This window comes from Coprobacter fastidiosus (assembly GCF_030296935.1).
Taxonomy (GTDB): Bacteria; Bacteroidota; Bacteroidia; order Bacteroidales; family Coprobacteraceae; genus Coprobacter; species Coprobacter fastidiosus.
This window is the reverse complement of sequence record NZ_AP028032.1, coordinates 334,159-361,053: the sequence shown is the minus strand read 5'-3', so window position 1 is coordinate 361,053 and position 26,895 is coordinate 334,159. Positions and strand designations below refer to the sequence as shown.

Below are 26,895 nucleotides of genomic sequence, written 5' to 3'. Positions count from 1 at the left end.
GTTTAAAACTTTAATGTGTAACTGAATGAAGGGATTATAGGAAAGATTCCTATCGCCTTGCCTCTGAAACCACCACTCGGTAAACGTTCTATTCGAGTATAAAATGCATTCATACGGCAATAAGCATTGTAAACACTGATATTCCAAATACGCTCAAATCCTCTTTTTGTTATATGGTGGAAGTTCATACCCAGATCAAGACGATGATATGCCGGCAATGTGATATTGTTCGGCCTTTCATAAATCAGTTCCGGTTCACTCGAACCGGGTACATTCGGAAAAGACGGACCATTCACATATTGAGTAGGAACAGTAGCTCTATCTCCGCTACGATATGTCCATGCGGCATAAATATCTATATGACCGCTGAATTTATGACGGAATAAGAGATTAAATTTATGACGATTGTCAAACTTACTGTAATACCAATCCGGACAAAAATCTTCAAATTTTTGTTTACTCCATGATAATGTATATCCAGCTTCAATAATATTATTCCGGTTTCTATATTCTAAAAACAGTTCCATACCATAAGACTTTCCTTTACCCGTTTTCACCAGATTATCCCAATTATCGGCCGGAAGCATCAAACTATTTCCTCCATCATATTCAAGCAATTGACTTGTAGTACGATAATACCCTTCTATGTTCAAACTAATATGTAAAGGCAATTCTACATACACTCCGGCAGCAAGTTGTCTTGAATGCATAGGAGGCACTTTTCGTGTAGATGGTACCCAACTATCAGTCGGAAGATTAAGATAAGTATTCGATAATTGATGTGCGAATTGGCTCATCTCAGCATAAGATGCTTTTACAGCAACTCGATCTGCACATTGATAACTCATAGCTACTCTCGGTTCGAAAGAATGATAATATCTCCCATCTGTCTGATAGACCGCATAATGCAAGCCGGCATTGGCTTTTATCCTTTGTGTCAGTCGCATTTCATCTTCAATATAGAAAGAAACTTCACCACCTCTATAACGACTTGCACTTTCCAGCGATATAGTATCAATATCCGAATATTTTTCTGTCAGATTTCGAGACGCTATATTTTGAGGATGATAAATATGGTATAAATAATTATTACCAAAACGGATATGATGATTCACTCCGGGACGATAATCAAACTCTATACGATAACCAATATCATTTATCGAAGAGTGATTGAATCTCTCTCTCCGATTCATATAAATCTGATCCTTATCACTAAAATAGCGATCATCTTCTACATAGTCATACATAGAAGTATTACGTGCATATACAGCGGTAAAATTTCCTGACAATTTAGAAGTGAACTGATAGTTCCAAGCCAAAGCAGCAGTCAAATTCCCCCATGTCACTTTAAAATCTGAATTATAATGTTCCTTATCTGCATTCATAATACTTCCTTCAAAGATCTGCCGAGCTTTCACTTTCAATAAATCATTGCCGGAATATATACTGAGCGACAGTTTGTTCCTATCCGAAAATCGGTGAGTAATTTTCCCGTTGATATCATGAAAGGCATAACGCAAATTCTTCTTGTCTTTAGGATTAGAACGGTTAAGTACAAAAAATATAGGAGCAGTAAAAAGATCTGTCCAACTTCTTCTCATAGCAACATTAAACGATGTCTTGTTTTTTATTATAGGACCTTCAAATTGAATTCTACCATCAAGTAAACCCAGAGAAAAATTCCCATGAAATTCTTTCATGTCTCCCTCTTTGGTACGAACATCGACTACTGAAGATAGCCTGCCTCCATAACGGGCAGGGAAACCACTTTTATAGAAATCTACATTCTTGACAATATCCGTATTAAAGGCCGAAAACAGACCTCCCAAATGGTTAATTTGATAAAGGGGTGTTCCGTCAAGCAAAAAAAGATTCTCATCGTTTTTACCGCCATGCACATACATTCCAGAAAGGAGTTCTGTCCCGGCAGATACACCAGGGATAGTTTGAAGAGTTTTCACAAGATCAGGAGAACTTAATAACGAAAATTCTGCATTCAATTGTTCTGAGGTCAGCGACACTTTTCCTGTTTGTGTCGTATGAAAAGGTGAATTCAAATCTCCTATTACTTCTATTTCGGACAATGAAGCAACACCTTCTTTCATATAAACAGTGCCGTTATAATTTGAATTTAAATTCAATTCCTTTATAACATCTTGATAACCTATATAAGAAAAACGTATATTATGTTTCCCTTTCGGCAATGTTATACTGAAGAAACCATGTTCATTACTTAACGTTCCTTTTTTTGTATTCATGTCAAATATCGTCACATTAATGAGTGTTTCTCCATTTTCCTGACATACATATCCAGAAAAAGTATAACTATCTTGGCGGAATAGTAAAACATATTCATCCCGAATTTCCCATTGTATGCCAATACCACTGAATACTCTTTTTAAATTTTCGACTAACGAACTACCTGACAAAGGAGCACTTTTCGGTTTAATACTTGCCAAAGAAGAATCATACACAAAATTTACATGATACATATCTTGCATAGCATCTATGATTTTTTTCATTTCCGTCGTACTTTGTTGGGCATTTATACTCAGGCATGCGTACAATAAAATCACAGTCATTATGAATTTCATCATCTTACCTTTTCAATATTCACGTTCAATACTTTCTCTATGATCTCAATAATCTCATCCAAACTTTTTGATCTAAAATTGGCAGTCAGTCGCTTATTCGGATAGTCAACAGCCAGTCGTACCTTATAATATCTCGATAGCTCGTCAAGTACTACAGATAACGGTGTGTTATCAAATATAAAATTACCTGTCATCGAGCGTTTCATCACTTGCAGTTTATGCTGACCTTTAACGGCCTCCACTGTCATCCCCTCTGTCAATATCAGTGTATCAGGTTGCCCGATAATCGAAAATTGAACTTTTCCTGAGTCAACCCGAATAAACGCCGTATCGATCCGACTTTCATCTATTGTGAAACAAGTACCCAAAACTTTAACTTGAGATAGTTCCCCTTTTACGGTAAACGGACGTGAAATATCATGTTTGACAGAAAATGACACCCTTCCTCTCATTTGTACCTCACGACAAGAAAGCCGATAACTTTCAGAATAAAAACGAATAGAAGAATGAGGAAATAAAATAACGGAAGAACTATCCGGAAGAAGATAAACTACTGAATGAGAATCGGCTGTTACTTCCGTCCATTCTTTTTCCTCATAAAATTGATATTGCATAAAAAGCACTATGAATATTGCGGCGGCAACACCGGTAAATACCCACCAAAAACGTGCGATATTTTTATTACACTCCGATATTTGATGTTTGTCTTTAAAATCTTTTAATGCTTTTTGCGTATCCAACTTATTTTTCTGATAATAATGCAAAACAAAGCGAAGACATTTTTCTTCTAAATTTCCCATACTTTTCAATCTTTATTTCTCGTAACTATGACTGTTACAATAAAAAAATTCACTATAAAGGAATAGTAAAGATTAGTTAAATAAGAAAATATAAATCTTTTGCGCACCTTCGCGTATCAGCCGAAGAGCTTTACTAATATGATTATCTACCGTATTTACAGAAATGTGTAGTCTGTCCGCAATTTCTTTATACTTCATGCCATCACGCTTATTCAGTAAAAATACTTCTCGACAACGTTCTGAAAGAGTATCAATAATCGTCCACATTCGAGCTTCTGCAAGCGAACGTTCTTCTGCCTCTTCATCGGTCAGAATATCTTCCAAATCAAATGGAGAGAGGTTTGTCTCATAAATCGAATTCTCTTTCAGATAATCCAAACTACGATTTCGTACTGTTTTATAAAGGTATGCTTTGACATTCTCTATTTCAACACTATTTATTCTCTCCCATAAAGAAAAGAAACTATCTTGCACTATATCTTCAGAAATATCAGGATTATGAACATAATGTAATGCATATAAACATAATGGACGATAATAGCATTTAAATATTTTGTCAATATCTATTGCAGATTTATTCATACAAATGAATTTATATATTCAACTATTCTATTATTTAGGGACTCAAAATAAAAGAAAGTCCACTATCCATTATTGTTAAACAAATTAAAGACATATCATTTTTTATTGAGAATATTTCTATATCCTATGAAATTTTCATTCTCTATGATATTACAACGACCATACAAAAAATTCTACTATACATTTTTACAAGAAACCGTATACAAAAAAAATTTTCGAAAAATATTCCGATATAAACAAGTCTATTATCTAATAATTAAATTAACGACGATCTATTGAGAAGAAAATAAAAGAATCAAATTTTCAAAATACTATTTAGAAGTTTATATCTTTAATCCTATTTTAGGGAAGCATGTATATAAAAAAGAAAAGGTTGTCATCTCGACAACCAATCTTCGTTAACCTTAAATCTAATACCATGAAAAACACATCGCAAATGTACGAACATTATTTATATATGCAATACTATTATTCTATAAAATAGAATACATTAACCACAATTAACTATTTATTTATCAATAAAGCTTTTATGAAACCTTTTTTTACAAAAAATTTCCCTTTATCCAATATATTAAGCCATCCGATTTTTATAATCGTCATAAGTATAGGTACGCCATATTTTCAATTCTTCATCCTTTGTCCATAATGCTAATGCCGGATGTGGAATACCGTTGAACATATTCGTTTTGACAATTGTATAATGAATCATATCCTCAAACACGATCTTATCACCTACTTTCAATTCTTTATCGAACGACCAATCTCCCATATAATCTCCACTCAAGCAAGAATTTCCACCTAAACGATATGTTGGTTTTCCCGGAACAGGATCTGTCGCTCCACGAACGACCGGTTTATACGGCATCTCCAGGCAATCAGGCATGTGACACGTAAATGAAACATCCAAAATTGCGGTTTTTATTCCGTGATTTTCAACAATATCTACAACAGAAGAGACCAGAACCCCAGTCTGCCAAGCAAATGCACTACCCGGTTCCATAATAATTTCCAAATTGGGATGTCGTTCTTTGAAGGCTTTCAATACGCCTATCAAATGCTCTACATTATAATCCTTTCGAGTCATAAGATGCCCGCCCCCCATATTCAACCATTTAACCTGCGGTAATAAATGTCCGAATTTTTTTTCTACCTGCTCCAATGTTTTTTCTAAATCATACGATGACGATTCACAAAGCGTATGAAAATGCAAACCTTCGACTCCCTGCGGCAATACGTCACCTAATATAGAAGCAACAATTCCCAATCGAGAACCGGGAGCACACGGATTATAAAGATCTGTCTCTACATCCGAATATTCAGGATTGATACGTAATCCGCAAGATATTTTATTCCCAGCAGCTAAAATTTGAGGATAAAAATGCTGAAACTGACTGAGAGAATTGAAAGTTATGTGACTGCTATAATTCATAATAGCCGGAAAATCGGCATCGATATATGCCGGAGAATAAGTATGAGCAGGACTCCCCATTTCTTCATAAGCCAACCGGGCTTCGAATACGGAACTTGCCGTTGAATACGGAATATATTCCCGTACAATGGGGAATGCTTTCCATAAAGCAAACGCCTTAAACGCCAATATGATATTTACTCCCGCACGTTCTTTAACCGAACGAATCAGTTCTAAATTTTTACGAAACAACGCCTCGTCCAACACGTAACAAGGCGAGGGTATTTTTTCTATATCCATAATCTTATTTTCTATTACGGTAAATTTCGCGAATTTAAGCAGTAATTGTTTCTTACCGACATTTTCAAATTCAACTCCGATTTTAGCATTATCTCCATCTCCTGAAATATCGATAACCTCTCCTCGTCCGAAACGATCATGCCGTATCACACTTCCTACCTGTATGTTTCCGATCTGTTTCAATGTTCCTGACGTCTCCTTGGAAACAGCTTGTTCCATTCGTGTAAGCGGTCTGTACTGTTCCGAATTATAAAGGTCTGACTTCTTGGCTTTCAAGTTTACAGAATCCTGCCCGTCTGACCATTGACGACTATGTACACGACTGAATACATTTCCGGAAGAGAAACGATCCACCTCCCGTCTTTCCGGTCTTTCATCGCCATTGAGGGCAGAAGGCAAAGATAAATATCGAGAATCCATGTCTTTAAGAAAACGGCTGGGAGGCATAGCTGTAGGACTTCCGTTGCGATAACGAGTACCCGCATACGAAAGTATGCAATTTTTTTCCGCACGGGTAATCGCGACATAAAGCAGCCGTCTCTCCTCTTCTATTTCCCGTTCACTACTCTTACACATCGCCGACGGAAAGAGGTCTTCTTCAAGACCTACGACAAACACATTCGTAAATTCAAGACCTTTTGATGCGTGAACGGTCATCATCGTAACTTTATCGCTATTTTCCTCTTTATCATTATCCTGATCGGTAGCCAAAGATATTTCATTCAAAAAATCGATTAATGAAACCGACTCGTTTCCTTCTTCTTCACGTAAAGAACAAAACTCCTGCACTCCATTCATCAACTCCTGCAAATTTTCCTGACGGCTCAAATTCTCCGGAGTACGGTCAGAAAATACCGCTGCAAAAATTCCCGACTGTTTGACTATCTGCTCTGCCAGATCAAAAGCATTTTTCTCCTCTGCTGCCTCCCTGAAAGAGTCGATCAACTCTTTGAAATTTTTCAACTTGTCCAATGTGCCGTTATTAACAGAAAGGGCATAAGCGAGAGGATCAGAGACAACCTGCCACAAACTTACGCTATGCTTCGTGGCACATTCACCTATTTTGCGAAGAGTAGTATCTCCTATTCCCCGAGAAGGATAATTGATAATCCGCTTCAAAGCTTCCTCATCATGCGGATTGACTGTCATACGAAAATAGGCGACAATATCTTTAATCTCTTTTCTTTGATAGAATGATAATCCCCCGTATATTTTATAAGGAATATTTTTCTTCCGCAATGCTTCTTCAAAAATTCGGGATTGTGCGTTTGTCCGGTAAAGAATAGCAAAATCGCTATACGAAAATCCCGAAATGGCACGCATTTCGGAAATACGGTTCGCCACCATATATCCCTCTTCAAAATCGGAATACGCATTCAACACAGCAACTTTACTCCCCTCGTCATTATCCGAAAATACATGTTTGGGAATCTGTTCTTTATTTTTTTCGATCAAGCTGTTTGCAGCAGCTACAATCATGCGTGTAGAACGATAATTCTGTTCTAATTTAAATGTCCGGCAGCCGGGATAATCTGTCCGCAAATTTAAAATATTGCTGATATTCGCTCCCCGAAACGAATAAATACTTTGCGCATCATCTCCTACTACACATATATGATTGTGATCTTTTGCCAATTGGTGCACAATGAGATGCTGTGCAAAATTGGTGTCTTGGTATTCATCTACCAAGATAAACCGAAATATATTCCTGTAATGATCCCGAACATCGGGATGATCCCGAAACAGAATATTGGTATAAAGCAGTAAATCATCAAAATCCATCGCCCCCGCACGAGCACAACGATTCCAATATTCTGCATATATATCTTTTATAAGCGGTTTTTTAGAACGAATATCCGCTTCTATCAACTCTTTTGAAGCTGCATAAGCACCAGGAGTAATCAAGGCGTTCTTTGCATTTGAGATAATAGCTTGAACCGTTGCTGGCTTATAAAGCTTGTCATCCAAAGCTTTCTCTTTTATAATAGCTTTTATCAAACTTTTAGAATCGGCACTATCATAAATTGTAAATTTAGAATCAAAACCGATACGATCGGCATAGGTCCGCAAAATCCGCAAAAACACCGAATGAAAAGTGCCCATCCACAAACGGGATGCAGTATCTTCCCCTACTATTCGGGAAATACGCTCTTTCATCTCCCGTGCCGCTTTATTGGTAAAAGTCAATGCTAATATATTATAAGGAGCGTAGCCTGTTTGCAACAGATATGCAATTTTATAGGTAAGTACACGGGTTTTACCAGATCCTGCACCGGCAATAACAAGTGAAGGACCATCATTATATAAAACAGCTTCCCGCTGACTTGGATTAAGATCTTTCAAAAACTCTTCCACACTATACATTCTTTTATGCAAATGTAATTATTTTTTCCCGTTTCACAGAACTTTTACCGACAACGGCTGTTTATTAAGTAAAGCAAATAAAAAAGGGCTTTTCTAACAATAGAATAATACTGACTAAAAGAGCTTTAAGATTTTATTTGCAAAAAAAGATTAAAAAACGAACAATTACAGAACTTTTTCGCTGTTAGTTTGTTTTACTAATAAACAACGATAAAAAAATAGAATTATGAAATACGAATTGCCCAAATTACCATACGAATATGATGCATTAGAACCTGCTATCAGTAAAAAAACAATAGAGTTTCATTATGGCAAACATGAACAGACTTATATTAATAATCTGAATAATCTGACTAAGGATACACCTTATGAAGATACACCGATCGAAACAATTATCAAAGAAGCTGACGGAGCTTTATTCAACAACGCATCTCAAGCATGGAATCATATATTTTACTTTTTCAGTTTTACTCCGCACAAAAGCGAAGGACCTAAAGGTGCTTTAGCAAAGGCAATCGATGAAAAATGGGGTTCTTTTGATGCTTTCAAAAAAGCTTTTGTCGATGCAGGAGTCGCCCAATTCGGATCAGGTTGGGTATGGCTGGTAAAAGATAAAGATGGCAAGCTGGACATCATTAAAGAAGGAAATGCCGGCAATCCGATGACAAAAGGATATACACCGCTTCTCACTTTCGATGTCTGGGAACATGCCTATTACCTCGACTATCAAAATCGAAGAGCCGATCATTTAAATGGTCTATGGGATATCATCGATTGGAAAGTAGTTGAAGAGAGGTATTGATTAATTCGCACTTTTCAAATAGTCGCGCGTGATGCGTAACTTTTCTAGCACTTTAAAATAAGCATAATGTGATGAATTCTAAAAGAGAGGAATACTACGTGAGTAGTCCCTCTCTTTGCTTTTTTATATATACGGCTCATTTCGACACAAAACTAAAAAACGCCATCGAAAACAAGTATCAAAAAACATTCGTACAAAATCGAGATAGGTTATAAACAGATTCTATCATTTCACCGAAAAATTATTTTTTGATCGATTTGTTTATCAATATTGAATTATCCTTTCTTTTTGTTTGATTTTTTAATTATTATTTGTTCCTTTGTTTCAAGATTCTTTTGTTTGAGATAATTTTACAAAAAACATCAGATAAAAAAGTCAACTAATAATACCATAACTAAAACTCTTATTATGGATACGAAAAAATTTTTATTACAAGAAAACGACATCCCCAGAGCGTGGTATAACATAGTGGCGGACATGAAAAACAAACCCATGCCACCTCTTCATCCCGGAACAAAAAAACCGCTGCAACCGGAAGATCTCTATCCGATTTTTGCAAAAGAATTGGTTCATCAGGAACTAAATACAACCGATGCATGGATAGAAATACCCGATGAAATACGGGATATGTATAAAGTCTGGCGTCCTACTCCACTAGTACGTGCCTACGGATTAGAAAAAGCTTTAGATACACCTGCACATATTTATTTCAAAAACGAAAGTGTAAGTCCTATCGGTTCACACAAACTGAACTCGGCGATAGCTCAAGCTTATTTCTGTAAAAAAGAAGGTGTAACCAATATTACTACCGAGACAGGAGCAGGACAATGGGGAGCTGCACTTTCTTATGCTGCCAAAACATTCGGACTCGAACTGGCCGTATATATGGTAAAGGTCAGCTATCATCAAAAGCCTTATCGCCGTTCTATCATGCAAACATTCGGTGCACAGGTAATTGCATCCCCAAGTATGTCAACAAAGGCTGGACGTAAAATACTGACCGATCACCCTAACTATCAGGGCAGTTTGGGTACTGCTATTTCAGAAGCGATCGAATTAGCTCTGCAAACCCCGAATTGCAAATATACGTTGGGAAGCGTTTTAAACCACGTTATGCTACACCAGACCGTGATAGGTCTCGAAGCCGAAAAGCAAATGGAAATGGCAGGTGAATATCCCGACATCGTCATAGGTTGCTTCGGAGGAGGTTCTAATTTTTCCGGAATATCTTTTCCTTTCTTACGTCATAAACTGACAGAAGGTAGAGATATACGAATTATTGCCGCCGAGCCGGCTTCCTGTCCTAAACTGACACGCGGCAGATTCCAATACGACTTCGGAGATGAAGCGGGATATACCCCGTTACTCCCGATGTACACACTCGGGCATAACTTCGCACCTGCAAATATACATGCCGGAGGCCTTCGTTATCATGGTGCCGGATCGATTGTCAGCCAATTGAAAAAAGATAATCTCATGGAAGCTGTAGATATCAAGCAATTAGATACATTCGAGGCGGCAACGCTTTTTGCTCGTACCGAAGGTATTATTCCTGCACCCGAATCATCTCACGCTATTGCCGCAGCAATACAAGAAGCACAGAAAGCTAAAGAATCAGGAGAAAAGAAAACAATATTGTTCAACCTTTCGGGACACGGACTCATCGATATGGCGGCTTATGATCAATATTTCTCAGGAGACCTTATAAATTGCGAAGTAACGGACGAAGATGTAGCAAAAAATCTTGAAGAGATAAAAGACATTATTTAAAATCCTGTCGTAAATTTTCCGACAAAATATTATTAGGTCATTTTTGTGTTTGCTTCCGGTCTTTTTTCCCGTTTTCACTCATCAGATAGCCCGCTATCCTTCTTGTAAAAACAGAAAAATATCCTTGAAAAGAATTCTCAAAACTGACGCGAATAAAATTTAGACAAGTCCTAAGATTTGATTAAAATAAACAGGAAACTCCGGTAATAATTATAATATTTTTACCGGAGTATTTTTTGTAATTAAAAAGCCGGAATCTTGGCAAAATCCCGGCTTGATTCATATAAATAAAATTACTTACCAAATTGTTACTCTATCTTCAGGTTTCATATACATCGGATCTTTTTCCGTAATTCCAAAAGCCTGAAAAAAGCTTTCCAAATTACGTAATGCAGCATTTACACGCCATTTGCCTAAAGAATGAGGATCGATCTTAGTCAATCGCAATATCTCCTCATCCCGGATATTCTGCGCCCATAATCCTGCATAAGCCAAATAAAAACGTTGGTCGGGAGTAAATCCGTCGATCGGTTTCAAATCCTGTCCCTTCGTCGCATTTTTAAATGCAGTATAAGAGACCCGCAATCCTCCATGATCAGCAATATTCTCACCTAATGTGAAACGTCCGTTTGCATGTACTGTATCCAGGACAATAATACTGCTGTATTGATCAGCCAATTTGTCCGCTCTCAAATTGAACTGCTTCGCATCTTCTGCCGTCCACCAATCTTTCAGATTTCCATCTTTATCATATTGACGACCCTGATCATCAAACCCATGAGTCATTTCATGCCCGATTACAACGCCTATACCTCCATAATTTACAGCATCATCGGCATCCATATAAAAGAACGGCGGCTGCAAGATACCGGCCGGGAAACAGATTTCGTTCGTAGTCGGGTTATAATAAGCGTTTACTGTCTGCGGACTCATCAACCAACGGGTTTTATCGACCGGTTTATTTACATCGCTCAACATATAATCAGACTCGAATATAGCAGCTTCTCGGACATTATCCCAATATGATTTTTTCGGATCGATCGTTAATCCGGAATAATCACGCCATTTATCGGGATAACCGATCTTTACATAAAAAGCAGCAAGTTTTTCTTTTGCCTTAGCCTTAGTCTCTGCGCTCATCCATTCCAAACTATCGATATGCTCACCTAACGAAATTCGTAAATTTTCTACCAATTTAAGCATCCGTTCTTTTGCTTCAGGCGGAAAATATTTTGCGACATACATCTCACCCAACGCTTCGCCCAAAGCTCCGTCCGTTACACTCAACGAACGCTTCCAACGAGGTTTTAATTCTTGTTGCCCGGAAAGAACCTTACCGTAAAAATCAAAACGCGCCTGAACAAAATCATCACTCAAATAAGACGAAGCCGTATTTATTTGCTTAAAAATCAAATAATCCCGGATTTCTTCAGAGGTCAAACCTCCAACTAAAGCATCCATACCTTTTATAAAAGGTAACTGATTAGGGTTGATTTCGTTTAAAGAGTCCAAACCCAAAGCAGAAAAATAAGATTTCCAATCAAAACCGTTCATTTGCTTTAGAAAATCCGTCATTGGCATTTTATTATAATTTTTCAACGGATTCCGGGTTTCTTCACGAGAAAATGCAACCTTAGCCAATGCCGTTTCTATATTCATAACATTCTTTTCGGCAGCAACAGCTTTCTCTGCAGAATAACCAGCCAACGTAAACAGCTTATTTATATATTTTTTATATGCATCCCGAATTTTTACGTTAGCGCTGTCTTCGGACAGATAATAATCACGATCTCCCATACTCATGCCGCCCTGATATAAATTAACAATGTTCATCGAACTGTTTTTTTCATCAGCACCTACATATAATTGAAAGAAAGGAGATGATCCTTCTTTATGCATTTGAGCAACGAGAGATGCAAAAGCAGCTTTATCATCCAAAGAAGCTATATTTTTCAAAGCCTCCGAAATAGGAGAAACGCCTTCTTTATTAAGACGAACGCTGTCTAACCCCATTTTATATAAATCACCGACTTTTTGAGCAACCGATCCCGGTTCGTTTTCAGCTTTCTCCAACTCATCTATCAGCTCACGCATCTGTTTTTGATTGTTTTCGGCCAAAACATCAAATAAACCATAACGTGCATATTCAGGTTTCAACGGATTTTTTTTAATCCATCCTCCACACGCATACTCATAAAAGTCTTCTCCACAAGCCACTGTCGTATCCATATTAGACGGATCAATAGCCAAATTTTTCTCCGCTCCGGGCTTAGGAGCACAACCGGTAACCAAGACCCCGGCAACCAAAGGTAAAATCAATAATTGTTTCATTATTATTTAATTATTACGTTTATAAATCTTGTAATCGCAAATTTTCAAGTTGCTCACTGTGTTCTGTCCAATTCTCCATAACTTCATCCAGAGTCTTTTTCAATGCTCCATGTTTCTCATAAAGCTGTGTATCAGAAGCCCCCTCAGGAGAAGCCAATTGCTCTTCAACAGATTGTATTTCCGCCTCTATCTGTTCAACTCGTTTTTCATTATCCGCAATGGCTTTTTCCAATCTTTTTATCTGGCGTTGCAATTCTTTCCGTTCTTCATACGACAACTTCGTCTCCGAAATTTCCTTATCTCCGGAATTATTAGAGACAGATTTCGAACCAACGTTATTATTACGCTCCAAGTCCTGTAGTGTTTCCATTTTTTTCCGTTGCAGAAAATCGTAAATGCCACCCAGATGCTCCTTTATTCTCTTATTCCCGAACTCATAGACCTTATCAACTAAACCGTCTAAAAATTCCCTGTCATGAGAGACTACAATTACTGTGCCGTTAAAATCTTTTATCGCCTGTTTCAAAATGTCCTTGGTCTTCATATCTAAATGATTGGTAGGCTCATCAAGAATCAGAAGATTCACCGGTTCAAGCAAAAGCCGGATCATGGCCAGCCGAGTCTTTTCCCCTCCCGACAAGACTTTTACTTTTTTATCGGATGCTTCGCCCCCAAACATAAAAGCTCCTAAAATATCCCGTATTTTGGTACGTATATCCCCTACGGCCACACGATCTATCGTATCGAAAACCGTCAGATTTTCATCTAACAACTGTGCTTGATTTTGTGCAAAATACCCGATTTTGACATTATGACCGATTTTCAATGTTCCGTCATAGTCGATCTCTCCCATTATGCACTTTACCAATGTCGATTTTCCTTCCCCGTTTTTTCCGACAAAAGCCACTTTTTCACCCCTCCGGATCGTAAAATCAGCATTCGCAAACACAACATGATTGCCATAGGTCTTACCTACTCCTTGCGCTATAACCGGAAAGTCTCCGGAACGAGGTGCTGGAGGGAACTTTAAATTAAGACGAGAGGTATCGACTTCATCAACCTCGATTCGATCTATTTTTTCCAACTGTTTAATACGAGATTGCACTTGAACGGCCTTTGTCGCTTTATACCTGAAACGTTCGATAAAAGCTTCCGTATCTTGTATTTGCTTCTGCTGATTTTCAAAAGCCCGTTGCTGCTGTTCTAAACGTTCGGCTCGTAACTGAACATATTTGGAATAATTTACTTTATAATCATAGATGCGACCTAATGAAATTTCTATGGTGCGAGTTGTCACCGCATCTATAAATGCTCGGTCGTGAGAGACCAGCACTACGGCATTCGCTCTTGTCGCCAAAAAATTTTCCAACCACTGAATCGATTCTATATCCAAATGATTGGTGGGTTCATCAAGCAACAGCACATCCGGACGCTGCAAAAGCAATTTCGCCAATTCGATACGCATGCGCCATCCTCCGCTGAATTCAGATGTCGGGCGATCGAAATCTTCTCTGACGAATCCCAATCCCATTAATGTTTTCTCTATTTCCGCCTGATAATTTGCAGCACCGATCATCGTTAACTGCTCATTCGCATCTGTAACCCGCTCTATCAAATCATGATAATCCTGACTATCATAATCGGTTCGATTCGACAATTCCCGGTTCATACGGTCGATACGAGACTGAAGTTCAAATATATGAGCAAAGGCTTGTTCTGCCTCTTTCATTACCGTACGCGAATCGGATATTTGCATCTGCTGGGGCAAATATCCGATCGTCATATCTTTAGGAATATTCACCGTCCCCGATGTTGGCTGTTGCAATCCGGCGATAATTTTCAACATGGTAGATTTTCCTGCACCGTTCTTCCCGACCAGAGCTATTCGATCTTTTTTATTTATTACATAGGTTATATCATCAAAAAGCGGATTTCCGCCAAATTCCACCGATAACCCTTCTATTGAAATCATAACTGGTTATAATTACTTTATGAAAGTGCAAATGTAAAAAAAAACGTCCACTACAACGAATTTTAAATCATCGAATCTTTATAAGCATATCTCTATAAAATGAGCGTTCAAATCTTAATACGGTAACTTACACAAAGAAATTCAACAATATCGAACAACAGGCTAATCCTTAAAAACAGCAAAAGTACCGACTACAATAGTCGATACTTCTACAAAATATTTCGATATTAAGAACCTATATCGATTTTAGGCCAGTTGCTCCCTGTGACATCAATCCGGTTCTGTCTTTGAGCGGTAATGCGGCAACTACCGTATCATAAGAAATCCGGATCAATTCTTTAATCCGGACATCAGACAAGTCTCTGCCCGGATAAATACTATTCCAGTATTTCTTATTCATATGCCAACCCGGTCGAACAGCATCATATTCAGACCGAAGCTCCTCTCCCATTGCCGGAGGCAACTTGATATTGATAAAATCAAAATTATCTACATCACAAAAACAGAACCATTTTCCGCATATATAAAAACATAAACCGCTGCTATAAACTTTATGACCTATCCAAGGCATTTTCTCCGTTACCCCCGGCAGTGACAAACAATAGTCTCGCAAATCCTCAACAGTCATTATTGTGCATATTATTTGATGTTAACTCTTTCTACCATTGCTTTCAGACGAGCCTTATATTCCTCTTTACCTTTCTGTAAATTTTCTTCTGCGACAGTAGCGTTTTGCGGATTACCATAAACGACAAGCGGATCATTCCAAATCATTTTCGAGTGATTAGCCTGACCTTCATAAGGACGCAAATACTCGGACATCGTATATTTATTGCGTCCATCGTGCTGATAAGCAGCCTCTTCAGATCCAGTTGTGGTAACAACCATGAACTCTTTGCCTTCTATCAACCCTTCTTGTGTAAATGCCATGAATATTTCATCTGTCCACTGTTTCAACAAATGGGGCGCACTCATCCAATAAAACGGGAACTCATAAACAATACCTTTTGCCTGCTTTACTACATCACGGTACACATCAGGAGCAACAGGATAGTCATAAATATTGATTACTTGCACACCCTCTACTTCGGCTGCAGCCTGAGAAAGCATGGCATTCATGTGGCTTTTATTAATGTCGGGATGTGCAAGAAGCACGATCACAACGGCATCGGTTACAGGAACAGTTTTAAATGAGTCTTTCATTGCTGTCAAATTTTCTCGTTGATTGTCATTGCCATTTTTACTTGCCTGTTTGCAAGAAACAAATGCTATCATAACAACAATCAAAGTTAATAATGAAATTTTCTTTTTCATAATAATTTATTACGTTTTTACATCTGCTTTTTCAGCCTAATCTCCTTAATAAATTTAGCCGGATTTCCACCAACCACTGTATAAGGCGAAACATCGTGAGTCACGACACTATTAGCTCCTACAATCGATCCATATCCGACAGTAACACCAGGCAAAATAGTGGAATTAATCCCTATCCAAACTTTATCTTCTATAACAATAGGACGACCATAAGTTGCACTACGGTTTTCCGGATCAGAATCATGATTAATAGTAATGAGATTCACTTTCGGAGCAATAAATACATCATTTCCAATCGTGATACCGCCACGATCAAAAAAAGTACAACCCTGTTGAATCCAGCAGCGCTTTCCAATACGGATATTTTTTCCGAAATCTACATAAAAAGGAGGAAGTAGTGTCACTGATTCATCGACTTTCCGCCCGATAATTTGCGAAAGATAATCACGGACTTCTTCTGGCGAATGATAACCAGTATTCAACTCATACGCTAATTTCATTGTATCAAAAATAGAATTTATCAACTCATCATAACCAGGTTCATTGGGTGAAACCAGCGCACCCGAAAGATCTTTTTTGAAAATATTTTCCATATTAATATTATTTTACAGTATCAGTACAAATACTTTTTATAGTATCGAGAAAATCGATTATATTCTGACAAATATCTATCAATAAGGTAAATTTAGTACTGTGCAAAAATAAATTTTTATTCTAAAAAAAGAGAGAACCATATTACAGATAATCGTAACCATATTACAGATCATTTCCATGTCTATAATAAGAGCCTCATTCTCCAATCTAGAAAATTATTATAATTATCTTCAATTATTTACCTAATTTGTACGGCTACCTCTATTTATTTTTTTAGTAAAGAGTAACAAACTTTTTTGATTGACATAATCGAGATCGTTTTAACCCTAATATAAATGATAATTATAATACTTCTATTTTTTGCAGCCAATTTCATTGATAGAAAAACATTTTAACAAATATTTAATCACTTTCTTACTTCAATTTTCTTCTTTTGCAGAAAGAATATTTTATATGGGAACAGAATATGAGAAATGTATGTCGGGCAAGCCTTTCATCGGAAGCAAAGACCCTCAAATTACAGAGATGATTTTGCGCACAAGACGACTATTAATGCAGTTTAATGCTACCGACTATGCCGATACAAAACGTAAACAAGAATTACTACGTGAGATATTCGGCAGCATGGGTAAAGGTGTACATGTAGATATTGATTTTCATTGTGAATACGGGAAACACATTTTTGTAGGCGACAAAGTGATTATCAATATGAACTGTACCTTTGTGGACAATAACCGTATCGATATCGGCAACAATGTCTTGATTGCTCCCAATGTACAAATATACACAGCGACACATTCTATTAAAATAAATGAACGCATGGTACATGAATGGTCGGAAAGTGAAGAAATCTGTCGTACATACGCCTTACCTGTAAAAATAGAAGATGGCGTATGGATTGGCGGAGGTTCTATCATCTTGCCCGGAGTCATTATCGGACAAAATAGCGTTATAGGTGCAGGCAGTGTAGTTACTCATTCCATCCCAGCTAACTGTGTGGCAGTAGGAAATCCTTGCCGTGTAATTAAACAAATAAACAATGAATAATCCCGGGAAAATAAACAGTAAGCAAATGATATATGAGTATCTGAATTATTGTAAGATCGGTTTTGAAATAACAGAGCATAAGGCTGTTTATAATATGGTTGAACTTTCCGATATATCGTTACCTTATCCTGAAGTCATAGCCAAAAACTTATTTTTACGTGATGATAAGAAACACAACTATTACCTCATAACTGTAAAAAGTAACAAACGGATCGATTTGAAAGCAATCAAACGTAATTACGGTACAAGACCGTTAAGTTTAGCCAAAGAAGAAGAATTAAGAAATATTTTAGGACTTACCCCCGGCACGGTTACACCTTTCGGTATATTGAATGATAAAGAATGTAAAACGCTCTTTTTTCTTGATGAAGACTTTTTAGCATCGCCTGCCATTATCGGCATACATCCTAATGACAACACTTCTACCGTTTGGCTAAAAGTTGAAGATTTACTGCACATAATAGAAAAACACGGAAACAAAGTCAGAATAATTTCTACATGAACATCTAATAGTCTAATAAAATTACAGACAAACAACTAAAAGCCTGTTTAAATTTTCTAATAAGAAAACATAGACAAATTCTTAGCTAATAACTTATGAAATAATCAAATAGCAACTCACTATTATAAAAAAGTCAAGCTTTCTTTGAGAAGTAACCTCCAAAACTTAACCTAAAAGGATTTTCTTCTTTACATAAATCTGTACCTTCCGAAAGTTTTCCCACAAATTTTGCTTATACTTGTAAGAAATTATCTTGCATCGCATATTTATGAAACCGTTTTTATATCTTATAGCCCAGACTTTTTACAAAAAATACGGTAAAGAGATACAGAATATCGCATTTGTATTTCCTAATCGCCGTGCTGGAATATTTTTTCAAAAATACCTTGCCGAAGTAGCCGGACATCCTTTATTCTCTCCTCCGATAATGACCATTAACGATCTGTTCATCCGTTTGACACCTTATCAACCGGCAGATAAAATTCAGATGCTTTTTGTTCTTTATCGCCATTATATAACTTTAAGCAACTCCGATGAAAGTTTCGATAATTTTGTTTTTTGGGGAGAAATGCTTCTCAATGATTTCGACGATGTAGATAAATATGTAGTGAACGCAAAAGATTTATTCACTAATATTCAAGATTTGAAAGAGATAGAGAACAGATTTTCAGATATATTGACAGAGACTCAAATAGAGTTTATCCGCAGATTTTGGGATCATTTTATACCGGCAATGGAAAGCGAAAAAAAAATGCAGTTCGTTGCCTTATGGAAAATTCTGTATCCTCTTTATAAGGCTCTTCGAGACGAGCTAAAAACCAAAGGAATCGCATACGAAGGTATGATATTCCGAGAAGTAGCGGAGAAAGCAAAACAGCGGGAGGAATTGCACATTCCTTACAACCAGGTAGTTTTTATCGGCTTAAATGTTTTAAGTACTTCTGAAGAAATGCTAATGCATCGACTAAAAGAATTAGATATCGCCGATTTTTATTGGGACTATAACGCTCCGACCCTCCAAGATGAATATAATAAGGCTACATTTTTTCTTTCCCGCAATCGTAAGGCCTTTCCTTCGAAATTATTATTAGCAAACGACAAAGGAAAAGAAACTTGGCCTGAAATAGAATTGATCGGTATTCCGTCTGCCGTAGGGCAAGCTAAACAAACACAAGAAATCCTGAACGGATTGATTTCATCCGGAGCTATCCCTGATCCGTCAAAAGCAATCAATACGGCAATCGTCTTGCCTGACGAGCATTTATTACTCCCGATGTTATATTCCATACCGGAAACGATCGACCCGATCAACGTGACCATGGGATATACTTTATCTAATACTCCTGTTGCAGGCCTTATGGAATCTATATTCGATTTGCAGAAGCATTACCGCATGATACAAGGTGAGGTACAATTCTATCATCGAAAAGTTCTTTCTATCCTCAGTCATCGATATATACTATTTTCCGGAGAAAATGAAATAAATCTATTATCAAAAGAGATAAAACAATATAATAAAGTATTTATTCCGGTTTCGGAATTAGGAAGAACAGAATTACTGAAACTGCTTTTCGTAAGCTTAGAAACTGCGAATCAAGCTGCCGACTATCTGATCAACATTTTGGAATATTTACAGCAGGGTCTGCAAAATGATCATAATGACTCCGAAGAGGAAGAACATACCGTACAATTTTCCGAAATAGAAAAAGAGTTTTTATTCCACTATTATATAACAGTAAAAAGGCTGAAAGACGTCATTAAGGACGAAAACATACAAATGAATGTTTCTACATTTTTCCGGCTACTCGGTAAAATGGCAGGAAGTATCTCCATTCCTTTCAGAGGTGAACCTCTTTCCGGTTTACAGATAATGGGAGTTCTGGAAACCAGAGCTCTCGACTTCGAAAACTTGATCATCCTATCTATGAATGAAGGAATATTTCCGATGACAAAAGTCGCCAATACATTTATTCCCTATAATTTGCGCAAGGGATTCGGACTTTCGACCATAGAACATCAAGACAGCATCTATGCCTATTATTTTTACAGGATGATATATCGGGCAAAAAGACTTTATTTATTATATGACACCCGTACCGAAGGATTACAAACCGGTGAAATGAGCCGATACATCTACCAACTGAAATATCATTACCAAGTGCCTATTCAAGAAAAGGTCATGAGTTACGATATTACGGTTAAAGAAAATCAGATTATTCAAATACCCAAAAACGAATTTGTTCAAAAACAGCTAAACCGATTCCTGTCCGGAGGAGACCGGGCTTTGTCGGCAAGCGCCATCAATACCTATATCGATTGCCCTTTAAAATTTTATTTAGGTTATGTCGAAAGGGTATCTCCAGAAGACGAAGTAGCAGAAAGCGTCGAGGCCAGTACATTCGGAAGCATCTATCATGGAGTAATGGAGAATATTTACCAACGGATGCAGGGAAAACTCGTTACAGGAGACTTACTTGAAAAGATTCAAAAAGACGACACGCTATTAACAAACTTAATAGAAGCCATGTTTGCCAAACATTATTTTCAAACTTCTCGAATACGCCCCTTAACCGGGCAAAATTATCTGACGGGAGAGATTATCCGCAAATATGTCAAACAAACTTTAATAACGGACAGAAAGCATACTCCATTCATATATCTCCATTCAGAATTTCCTATCGACACTACTCATACATTCGACAGAATACGCCAAATCCGCTTAAAAGGATCTATCGACCGAATCGATGAAAAAGACGGCATTACAAGAATCATAGATTATAAAACAGGAAAAGGAGAAACAACCTTCAAAACCATGTACGACCTATTCGACCCACAAAAAAGAGATCGTCCCAAGGCTATCATGCAAGTATTCATGTATGCTATGATATATTCCCAAATAAATCACCCAAAATCTCTCTGTCCCGGCATCTACCACCTCAGAGATCTATTTAAAATACAATTCGACTGGTCTATCATCCATGAAATAAAAACGGAGAAAAAAAGAATAGAACAAACTATATATGACTTTTCCCCTTATATTCAGGAATTTACAGATACATTCAATAAATGCATCCAAGAAATCTTTAATCCCGAAATACCCTTTAAACAAACTGAAAATACTCAAATATGCGAATATTGCGATTTTGCAACAATCTGTAAGAGATAGAAAGAAGGCTCAAAAAAGACAAAACAGCGAGGTATTGAAACACCTCGCTGTTTTGTCATCTAAAGTATATCTCTCCAAAAAATTCGGGTCTGTGAAAATCGGGATTTTCCGTCTCAATAGGACTCCAACTCAAATAATGAGGTAAACTCGAATTGTCTGCACATTTATAGAAATTGGCATATAACTTTTCGGGTAACGATTCAGGGTTAACCCCTATCAAATCGAAAGGGATGGAAACAAGCAGTTCCCATGCAAATATTCCTTGCATCTCCTGAAACGGTTTATGTCCGGCTGAAGCATAACGCTCTATACATGCCATCTTTTCCGGAGAAAAATGGGTGCATATTTCCCGACTTTGACGCTTCGACGCCAATGCCGTACCGATGCAGTTGAATTCAAAATTATAATATTCGGTTTCACCCGGAACTTGCACAAAAAACTCTACACAGCTATCCTGCCATACCGGAGAATTATCTTCGCTATTCAATGCCAACAGACAATTTCCCCTAACAAAATACTTGATGTAAAGAGCCGTTTCGCTTCGGGCTATATCGAATATAGTGATCGGCTTATACGGAAATTGTTCGGGCCAATTCACGCACTCCACACTTTGCCGTGCAGCTTTTTCCTCAAGCAACTCACACGCTTTTTCCAACGGCTGATCTTTTAAGCCCGGAATAAAAGGTACTGACAAAACTTTTTTCATAGTAAAAAAAAATTAATGATTGAAATATCCTGACATACCCATAAAACAACCTACTAAAGACATGATAATAATAACGCCTCCAATACAGCGGTTAATCAACCATAAGCTACGCAAATTGAAACGAGTACGCACCTTATTTATAAAAAATGTTATTGTAAACCACCAAGAAACAGCCCCTATGATAATAGAAATATAGCCGAGAATATAGTGGTACAAAGTAGATTCGGGAACAAAGAAATTAAGTCGGGCGAACAATCCTATAAACAGAAACAATATCAACGGATTTGACAATGTAAGAAAGAATGCTGTCACAAAATCTTGTGTAAAAGTATTTTTATTCGCACTTTGTTTCTTAATATTCTTTGCAGGATTTTGACGATATAAATAAGCCCCGAATCCGGCCAACACAAGGCTTCCCAATATCTGGATCAAATATTCATTCGTTTCTATAAAATCTATTACGATAGACATACCGAGACCTGTCAACACCGCATAACCTAAATCTGAAATGGAAGCGCCCAGCCCGGTAACAAAGCCCGACCACCGCCCCTTATTCAGAGTGCGTTGTATGCATAATACTCCGATAGGGCCCATGGGTGCCGATACCAAAATACCGATAGCCAAACCTCTTATAATTGTGTATAATACCAAATCCACTATTTCCCTATTTACACAGTTAATCTGTTTCTGAAATGCAAATATAAGTCATAAATGTTACATTTCCGCCAATTGTTTTGGCTTTATTGTTTTAAAGAACGCAGCTTTTGATTAATTTTGCAAACGAAATCTGAGAAAGGATAACATCTCTTTTTTATATTTCGAATCAAAGTGCAGATGTCTTATTACATAAAGATAAGAGAATAAAAATATTATCAAGAACAATAATAACAGTCAAAATAATTCACAATTTAAATAGACTATAATGGTTCTTTTTTTCAAAACACCTTCCCGGAATGTGATAGCAGTCGATACCGATCACACTCTTTCGTCCCATGAAACAGAGAAACTGAGCTGGCTCTTCAGTGAGGCCGAAGTACTAAACGAACAAATTATCGACGGCTGGTTCGTCGGTCCTCGTAAAGAAATGATTACCCCGTGGAGTACCAATGCTGTGGAGATTACCCAAAACATGGGATTAAAAGGAATAACCCGTATCGAAGAATATTTCCCTGTAAAAAGCGAAAAGGCAGATCACGATCCGATGCTCCAACGCATGTATAACGGACTAAATCAGTCTATTTTTGAAATAAACAAATTACCTGATCCTATCGTCTATATAGACGACATCGCTTCATACAGCAAACAGGAAGGACTTGCACTAAGTGAAGATGAAATAAATTATTTGAACGATTTAGGAAAAAAAATCGGACGAAAACTTACCGATAGCGAAGTATTCGGGTTTTCCCAAGTCAACTCAGAACATTGCCGACATAAAATATTCAATGGAGTTTTTATCATCGACGGACAAGAAAAAGAAAGCTCTTTATTTAAATTAATAAAAAAAACATCCGAAGAAAATCCGAACAAATTAGTATCGGCATATAAGGACAACGTTGCTTTTAACGAAGGACCGGTAATCGAACAATTTGCTCCGGCATCACAAGACAAGCCCGATTTTTTTGAAATTAAAGATATAAAAACCGTTATTTCCCTAAAAGCGGAAACACATAATTTCCCGACTACCGTAGAACCGTTTAACGGAGCTGCAACCGGAACAGGTGGAGAAATACGCGACCGATTAGGCGGTGGGAAAGCGAGTTTACCTATTGCCGGAACAGCAGTATATATGACCTCATATCCCAGAACGGAAAAGGGGCGCGAATGGGAAAAGAAAGCTATGCCAGAACGGAAATGGCTTTATCAAACACCGGAACAAATTCTGGTAAAAGCATCAAACGGAGCATCGGATTTTGGGAACAAATTCGGACAACCGATGATCTGCGGATCTCTTCTTACTTTTGAGCACGCGGAGAACTATAAAAAATTTGCATACGACAAAGTTATCATGTTGGCAGGAGGTGTCGGCTTCGGAACTATGCGGGACGCTCTCAAAGGGGCTCCTAAACCCGGTGAGAAAGTTGTCGTTATGGGTGGAGATAACTACCGTATCGGAATGGGAGGCGGTGCTGTATCATCCGTAGAAACCGGTGTATATGCCAATGCTATCGAACTAAACGCTATACAACGCGCTAATCCTGAAATGCAGAAACGTGTATCGAATGTCGTTCGTGCACTTGCCGAATCGGACAATAACCCCATCGTTTCTATTCATGACCATGGAGCCGGAGGACATTTGAATGCCTTGTCGGAACTGGTAGAAACGACAGGTGGTAAAATCGAGATGGACAAATTGCCGATAGGTGACCCGACTCTTTCTGCAAAAGAAATTGTCGGAAACGAAAGTCAGGAACGCATGGGAATGCTTATCGGTGAAAAAGACATCGATCATGTTAGAAAGATCGCAGACCGTGAACGTGCACCGATGTATGTCGTAGGAGAAACTACCGGAGACATGCGTTTTGTCTTTGAACAAAAAGACGGAATAAAACCGATAGATCTCGCCATGGAGGATATGTTCGGCAAAGCGCCCCGTACCTTTATGAAAGATCACACGGTCGAAGAGAATTATCAGGACGTTGCCTACGAAACCGGAAAAATACATGAATATCTGGAAAATGTCCTACAACTTGAAGCCGTAGCTTGCAAAGATTGGCTGACCAATAAAGTAGATCGTTCCGTAACCGGGAAAGTGGCTCGCCAACAATGTCAGGGTGAAATACAACTACCTCTCAGCGATTGTGGCGTAGTAGCTTTGGATTATCGGGGGAAATCGGGTATTGCTACTTCTATCGGACATGCACCGCAAGCAGCCATGATCGATCCGGCTGCCGGTTCGGTACTTGCCATATCGGAAGCTCTTACCAACATCGTATGGGCACCGATGACAGAGGGATTGAAAAGTGTATCGTTAAGCGCCAACTGGATGTGGCCATGTAAAAATGAAGGTGAAGATGCCCGTCTATATAAAGCGGTGGAGGCTTGCAGTCAATTTGCTTGTGATCTGGGAATCAACATCCCCACAGGAAAAGACAGTCTGTCTATGACTCAAAAATACGGTGACGAAAAAGTTTTCGCTCCGGGAACTGTTATCATCTCAGCGGGAGGTGAAGTGTCGGACATAAAAAAAGTCGTTTCTCCTGTACTCATTCGTGATCGCAATACGGCTATTTATTATATAGATTTTTCATTCGATAATTTTCAGCTCGGGGGATCGGCTTTTGCACAATCGCTCGGAAAAATCGGTAAAACAGCACCTACTGTAAAAGATTCGGAATACTTCGTTTCAGCATTCAATACAATACAAGAATTAATCGAAAAGGACCTCATTCTGGCAGGTCATGATATTTCGGCCGGCGGTATGATTACTGCCCTGCTCGAAATGAACTTTGGAAATCCGGAAGGCGGTTTGGAAATAAATCTCGATAAAATCGCAGAAAAAGATATTATAAAAATCCTTTTCAGTGAAAATCCGGGAGTATTGATTCAGGTAAAAGACAAGAACAGCGTCGAAAAGATTTTGCAAAATAACGGCATCGGGTTTTCCAAAATCGGACGGCCTTGCAAAGAACGTCACATTCTGGTCAAGAAAGACAATGCAGAATATCAGTTTGGAATCGATTATTTGCGTGACGTATGGTTTTCTTCCTCTTATCTGCTCGATCGTAAACAAAGCGGAGAAAAAGCTGCCGCCGCACGATTCAACAACTATAAGGAACAACCTTTACAAATTAAATTTAATGACGATTTCACCGGAAAAATGGCACAATACGGAATCAGTGCCGACCGCAGAAAACCGAGCGGCATAAAAGCGGCTATTATTCGGGAAAAAGGTGTAAACGGAGATCGGGAAATGGCTTATTCTCTTTATTTGGCCGGTTTCGATGTCAAAGATGTCCATATGACCGATTTGATCAGCGGGCGGGAAACGCTTGAAGATATAAACATGATCGTTTATTGCGGAGGTTTTTCCAATTCGGATGTATTAGGTTCTGCCAAAGGCTGGGCCGGAGGATTTCTTTGGAATGAAAAGGCTAAAGCCACTTTGGACAATTTCTATGCACGTGAGGATACTCTAAGTTTAGGTATTTGTAACGGCTGTCAACTTATGGTAGAATTGGGACTATTGACTCCGGATCACGAAAAGAAACCTAAGATGCGACATAATGATTCACATAAATTCGAATCTGAATTTATCGGCTTGACTATTCCCGAAAATAATTCAGTAATGTTCGGATCTCTGTCAGGCAGCAAATTAGGAGTATGGGTAGCTCACGGAGAAGGAAAATTCGAATTACCTTATGATATCGACAAATATAATGTCATAGCAAAATACAGCTACGATGCTTATCCGGCCAATCCGAACGGATCACCTTTTGCCGTTGCGGGTATCGCAACAAACGACGGACGGCACTTGGCTATGATGCCACACCTCGAACGCGCGATTTTCCCATGGCAATGGGGGTATTATCCGACCAACCGTAAAAACGAAGATCAGGTGACCCCGTGGATAGAGGCATTCGTAAATGCCCGCAAATGGGTAGAACAGCATAAAAAATAATAATGCTATAACGGGAACGCTCGGG

The 26,895-nt window shown here is 38.0% G+C and carries 16 protein-coding genes and 2 pseudogenes; 6 read left to right on the top strand and 12 right to left on the bottom strand.

Going from position 1 to position 26,895, the window contains the following annotated elements; all coding sequences use genetic code 11:
* Positions 1–2: 2 nt before the first annotated feature.
* The 5 genes and pseudogenes from QUE35_RS01360 to QUE35_RS01340 form a co-directional block, all read right to left on the bottom strand.
* Positions 3–2,594, bottom strand: coding sequence for a TonB-dependent receptor (locus QUE35_RS01360; protein WP_031258006.1), 2,592 nt, complete (start codon positions 2,592–2,594; stop codon positions 3–5).
* Positions 2,594–3,394: a FecR family protein gene (locus tag QUE35_RS01355; protein ID WP_022389733.1), complete on the bottom strand. Its 801-nt coding sequence runs from the start codon at positions 3,392–3,394 to the stop codon at positions 2,594–2,596. The genes QUE35_RS01360 and QUE35_RS01355 overlap by 1 nt, the downstream gene beginning before the upstream one ends.
* A gap of 72 nt (positions 3,395–3,466) precedes the next feature.
* Entirely contained in the window at positions 3,467–3,976 is a 510-nt protein-coding gene (locus QUE35_RS01350) for an RNA polymerase sigma-70 factor (protein ID WP_022599394.1), read from the bottom strand.
* Positions 3,977–4,547: 571 nt separating this feature from the next.
* Positions 4,548–5,657, bottom strand: a pseudogene (gene nspC, locus QUE35_RS01345) (carboxynorspermidine decarboxylase); the annotation flags it as partial.
* Between the two features lie 36 nt (positions 5,658–5,693).
* A pseudogene (locus tag QUE35_RS01340) lies at positions 5,694–8,048 on the bottom strand (ATP-dependent helicase); the annotation flags it as partial.
* Between the two features lie 226 nt (positions 8,049–8,274).
* Between QUE35_RS01340 and QUE35_RS01335 the strand changes: the two are divergent.
* Positions 8,275–8,850 carry a superoxide dismutase gene (locus tag QUE35_RS01335; RefSeq protein ID WP_022389737.1) on the top strand — a complete coding sequence of 192 codons (576 nt, stop codon included), beginning with the start codon at positions 8,275–8,277 and terminating at the stop codon, positions 8,848–8,850.
* A gap of 408 nt (positions 8,851–9,258) precedes the next feature.
* Positions 9,259–10,620: a TrpB-like pyridoxal phosphate-dependent enzyme gene (locus QUE35_RS01330; RefSeq protein WP_009316843.1), complete on the top strand. Its 1,362-nt coding sequence runs from the start codon at positions 9,259–9,261 to the stop codon at positions 10,618–10,620.
* 297 nt (positions 10,621–10,917) lie between these two features.
* Here QUE35_RS01330 and QUE35_RS01325 read toward each other — a convergent pair whose 3' ends face one another.
* The 5 genes from QUE35_RS01325 to QUE35_RS01305 form a co-directional block, all read right to left on the bottom strand.
* Complete coding sequence (locus QUE35_RS01325) at positions 10,918–12,951, bottom strand: M13 family metallopeptidase (RefSeq protein ID WP_286261712.1); 2,034 nt, start codon at positions 12,949–12,951, stop codon at positions 10,918–10,920.
* Between the two features lie 19 nt (positions 12,952–12,970).
* Positions 12,971–14,923 carry an ABC-F family ATP-binding cassette domain-containing protein gene (locus QUE35_RS01320; protein WP_022599401.1) on the bottom strand — a complete coding sequence of 651 codons (1,953 nt, stop codon included), beginning with the start codon at positions 14,921–14,923 and terminating at the stop codon, positions 12,971–12,973.
* 235 nt (positions 14,924–15,158) lie between these two features.
* Positions 15,159–15,551: an MmcQ/YjbR family DNA-binding protein gene (locus QUE35_RS01315; RefSeq protein ID WP_022389812.1), complete on the bottom strand. Its 393-nt coding sequence runs from the start codon at positions 15,549–15,551 to the stop codon at positions 15,159–15,161.
* 11 nt (positions 15,552–15,562) lie between these two features.
* Positions 15,563–16,237 (bottom strand): NAD(P)H-dependent oxidoreductase, encoded by a 675-nt coding sequence (locus QUE35_RS01310; RefSeq protein ID WP_022599403.1) that lies wholly within the window; start codon positions 16,235–16,237, stop codon positions 15,563–15,565.
* A 17-nt stretch (positions 16,238–16,254) separates the two neighbouring features.
* Positions 16,255–16,830, bottom strand: coding sequence for a sugar O-acetyltransferase (locus QUE35_RS01305; protein ID WP_009316838.1), 576 nt, complete (start codon positions 16,828–16,830; stop codon positions 16,255–16,257).
* A 454-nt stretch (positions 16,831–17,284) separates the two neighbouring features.
* Between QUE35_RS01305 and QUE35_RS01300 the strand changes: the two genes are divergently transcribed.
* The 3 genes from QUE35_RS01300 (at position 17,285) to QUE35_RS01290 (ending at position 21,546) form a co-directional block, all read left to right on the top strand.
* Positions 17,285–17,878 carry a sugar O-acetyltransferase gene (locus QUE35_RS01300; RefSeq protein ID WP_031258013.1) on the top strand — a complete coding sequence of 198 codons (594 nt, stop codon included), beginning with the start codon at positions 17,285–17,287 and terminating at the stop codon, positions 17,876–17,878.
* The gene (locus QUE35_RS01295; RefSeq protein ID WP_022599405.1) at positions 17,871–18,380 is read left to right on the top strand and encodes a prolyl-tRNA synthetase associated domain-containing protein; all 510 of its coding nucleotides are present in this window, start codon (positions 17,871–17,873) and stop codon (positions 18,378–18,380) included. The genes QUE35_RS01300 and QUE35_RS01295 overlap by 8 nt, the downstream gene beginning before the upstream one ends.
* Positions 18,381–18,648: 268 nt before the next feature.
* Positions 18,649–21,546 carry a PD-(D/E)XK nuclease family protein gene (locus QUE35_RS01290; protein ID WP_022599407.1) on the top strand — a complete coding sequence of 966 codons (2,898 nt, stop codon included), beginning with the start codon at positions 18,649–18,651 and terminating at the stop codon, positions 21,544–21,546.
* Between the two features lie 55 nt (positions 21,547–21,601).
* Here QUE35_RS01290 and QUE35_RS01285 read toward each other — a convergent pair whose 3' ends face one another.
* Both QUE35_RS01285 and QUE35_RS01280 read right to left on the bottom strand, forming a co-directional pair.
* Entirely contained in the window at positions 21,602–22,252 is a 651-nt protein-coding gene (locus QUE35_RS01285; protein ID WP_009316834.1) for a carbohydrate-binding family 9-like protein, read from the bottom strand.
* 12 nt (positions 22,253–22,264) lie between these two features.
* Complete coding sequence (locus QUE35_RS01280) at positions 22,265–22,909, bottom strand: LysE family translocator (protein WP_009316833.1); 645 nt, start codon at positions 22,907–22,909, stop codon at positions 22,265–22,267.
* Between the two features lie 265 nt (positions 22,910–23,174).
* On the opposite strand from QUE35_RS01280, the gene purL reads away from it, so the two are divergent.
* Positions 23,175–26,870, top strand: a complete 3,696-nt coding sequence (purL, locus tag QUE35_RS01275) for a phosphoribosylformylglycinamidine synthase (RefSeq protein ID WP_022599409.1) — start codon at positions 23,175–23,177, stop codon at positions 26,868–26,870.
* The last annotated feature ends 25 nt before the right edge of the window (positions 26,871–26,895 follow it).

Bases quoted from the DNA above. Each gene is read 5' to 3' on its own strand.
- QUE35_RS01360 (WP_031258006.1), bottom strand. From the start codon at position 2,594: ATGAAATTCATAATGACTGTGATTTTATTGTACGCATGCCTGAGTATA.
- QUE35_RS01355 (WP_022389733.1), bottom strand. From the start codon at position 3,394: ATGGGAAATTTAGAAGAAAAATGTCTTCGCTTTGTTTTGCATTATTAT.
- QUE35_RS01350 (WP_022599394.1), bottom strand. From the start codon at position 3,976: ATGAATAAATCTGCAATAGATATTGACAAAATATTTAAATGCTATTAT.
- QUE35_RS01335 (WP_022389737.1), top strand. From the start codon at position 8,275: ATGAAATACGAATTGCCCAAATTACCATACGAATATGATGCATTAGAA.
- QUE35_RS01330 (WP_009316843.1), top strand. From the start codon at position 9,259: ATGGATACGAAAAAATTTTTATTACAAGAAAACGACATCCCCAGAGCG.
- QUE35_RS01325 (WP_286261712.1), bottom strand. From the start codon at position 12,951: ATGAAACAATTATTGATTTTACCTTTGGTTGCCGGGGTCTTGGTTACC.
- QUE35_RS01320 (WP_022599401.1), bottom strand. From the start codon at position 14,923: ATGATTTCAATAGAAGGGTTATCGGTGGAATTTGGCGGAAATCCGCTT.
- QUE35_RS01315 (WP_022389812.1), bottom strand. From the start codon at position 15,551: ATGACTGTTGAGGATTTGCGAGACTATTGTTTGTCACTGCCGGGGGTA.
- QUE35_RS01310 (WP_022599403.1), bottom strand. From the start codon at position 16,237: ATGAAAAAGAAAATTTCATTATTAACTTTGATTGTTGTTATGATAGCA.
- QUE35_RS01305 (WP_009316838.1), bottom strand. From the start codon at position 16,830: ATGGAAAATATTTTCAAAAAAGATCTTTCGGGTGCGCTGGTTTCACCC.
- QUE35_RS01300 (WP_031258013.1), top strand. From the start codon at position 17,285: ATGGGAACAGAATATGAGAAATGTATGTCGGGCAAGCCTTTCATCGGA.
- QUE35_RS01295 (WP_022599405.1), top strand. From the start codon at position 17,871: ATGAATAATCCCGGGAAAATAAACAGTAAGCAAATGATATATGAGTAT.
- QUE35_RS01290 (WP_022599407.1), top strand. From the start codon at position 18,649: ATGAAACCGTTTTTATATCTTATAGCCCAGACTTTTTACAAAAAATAC.
- QUE35_RS01285 (WP_009316834.1), bottom strand. From the start codon at position 22,252: ATGAAAAAAGTTTTGTCAGTACCTTTTATTCCGGGCTTAAAAGATCAG.
- purL (WP_022599409.1), top strand. From the start codon at position 23,175: ATGGTTCTTTTTTTCAAAACACCTTCCCGGAATGTGATAGCAGTCGAT.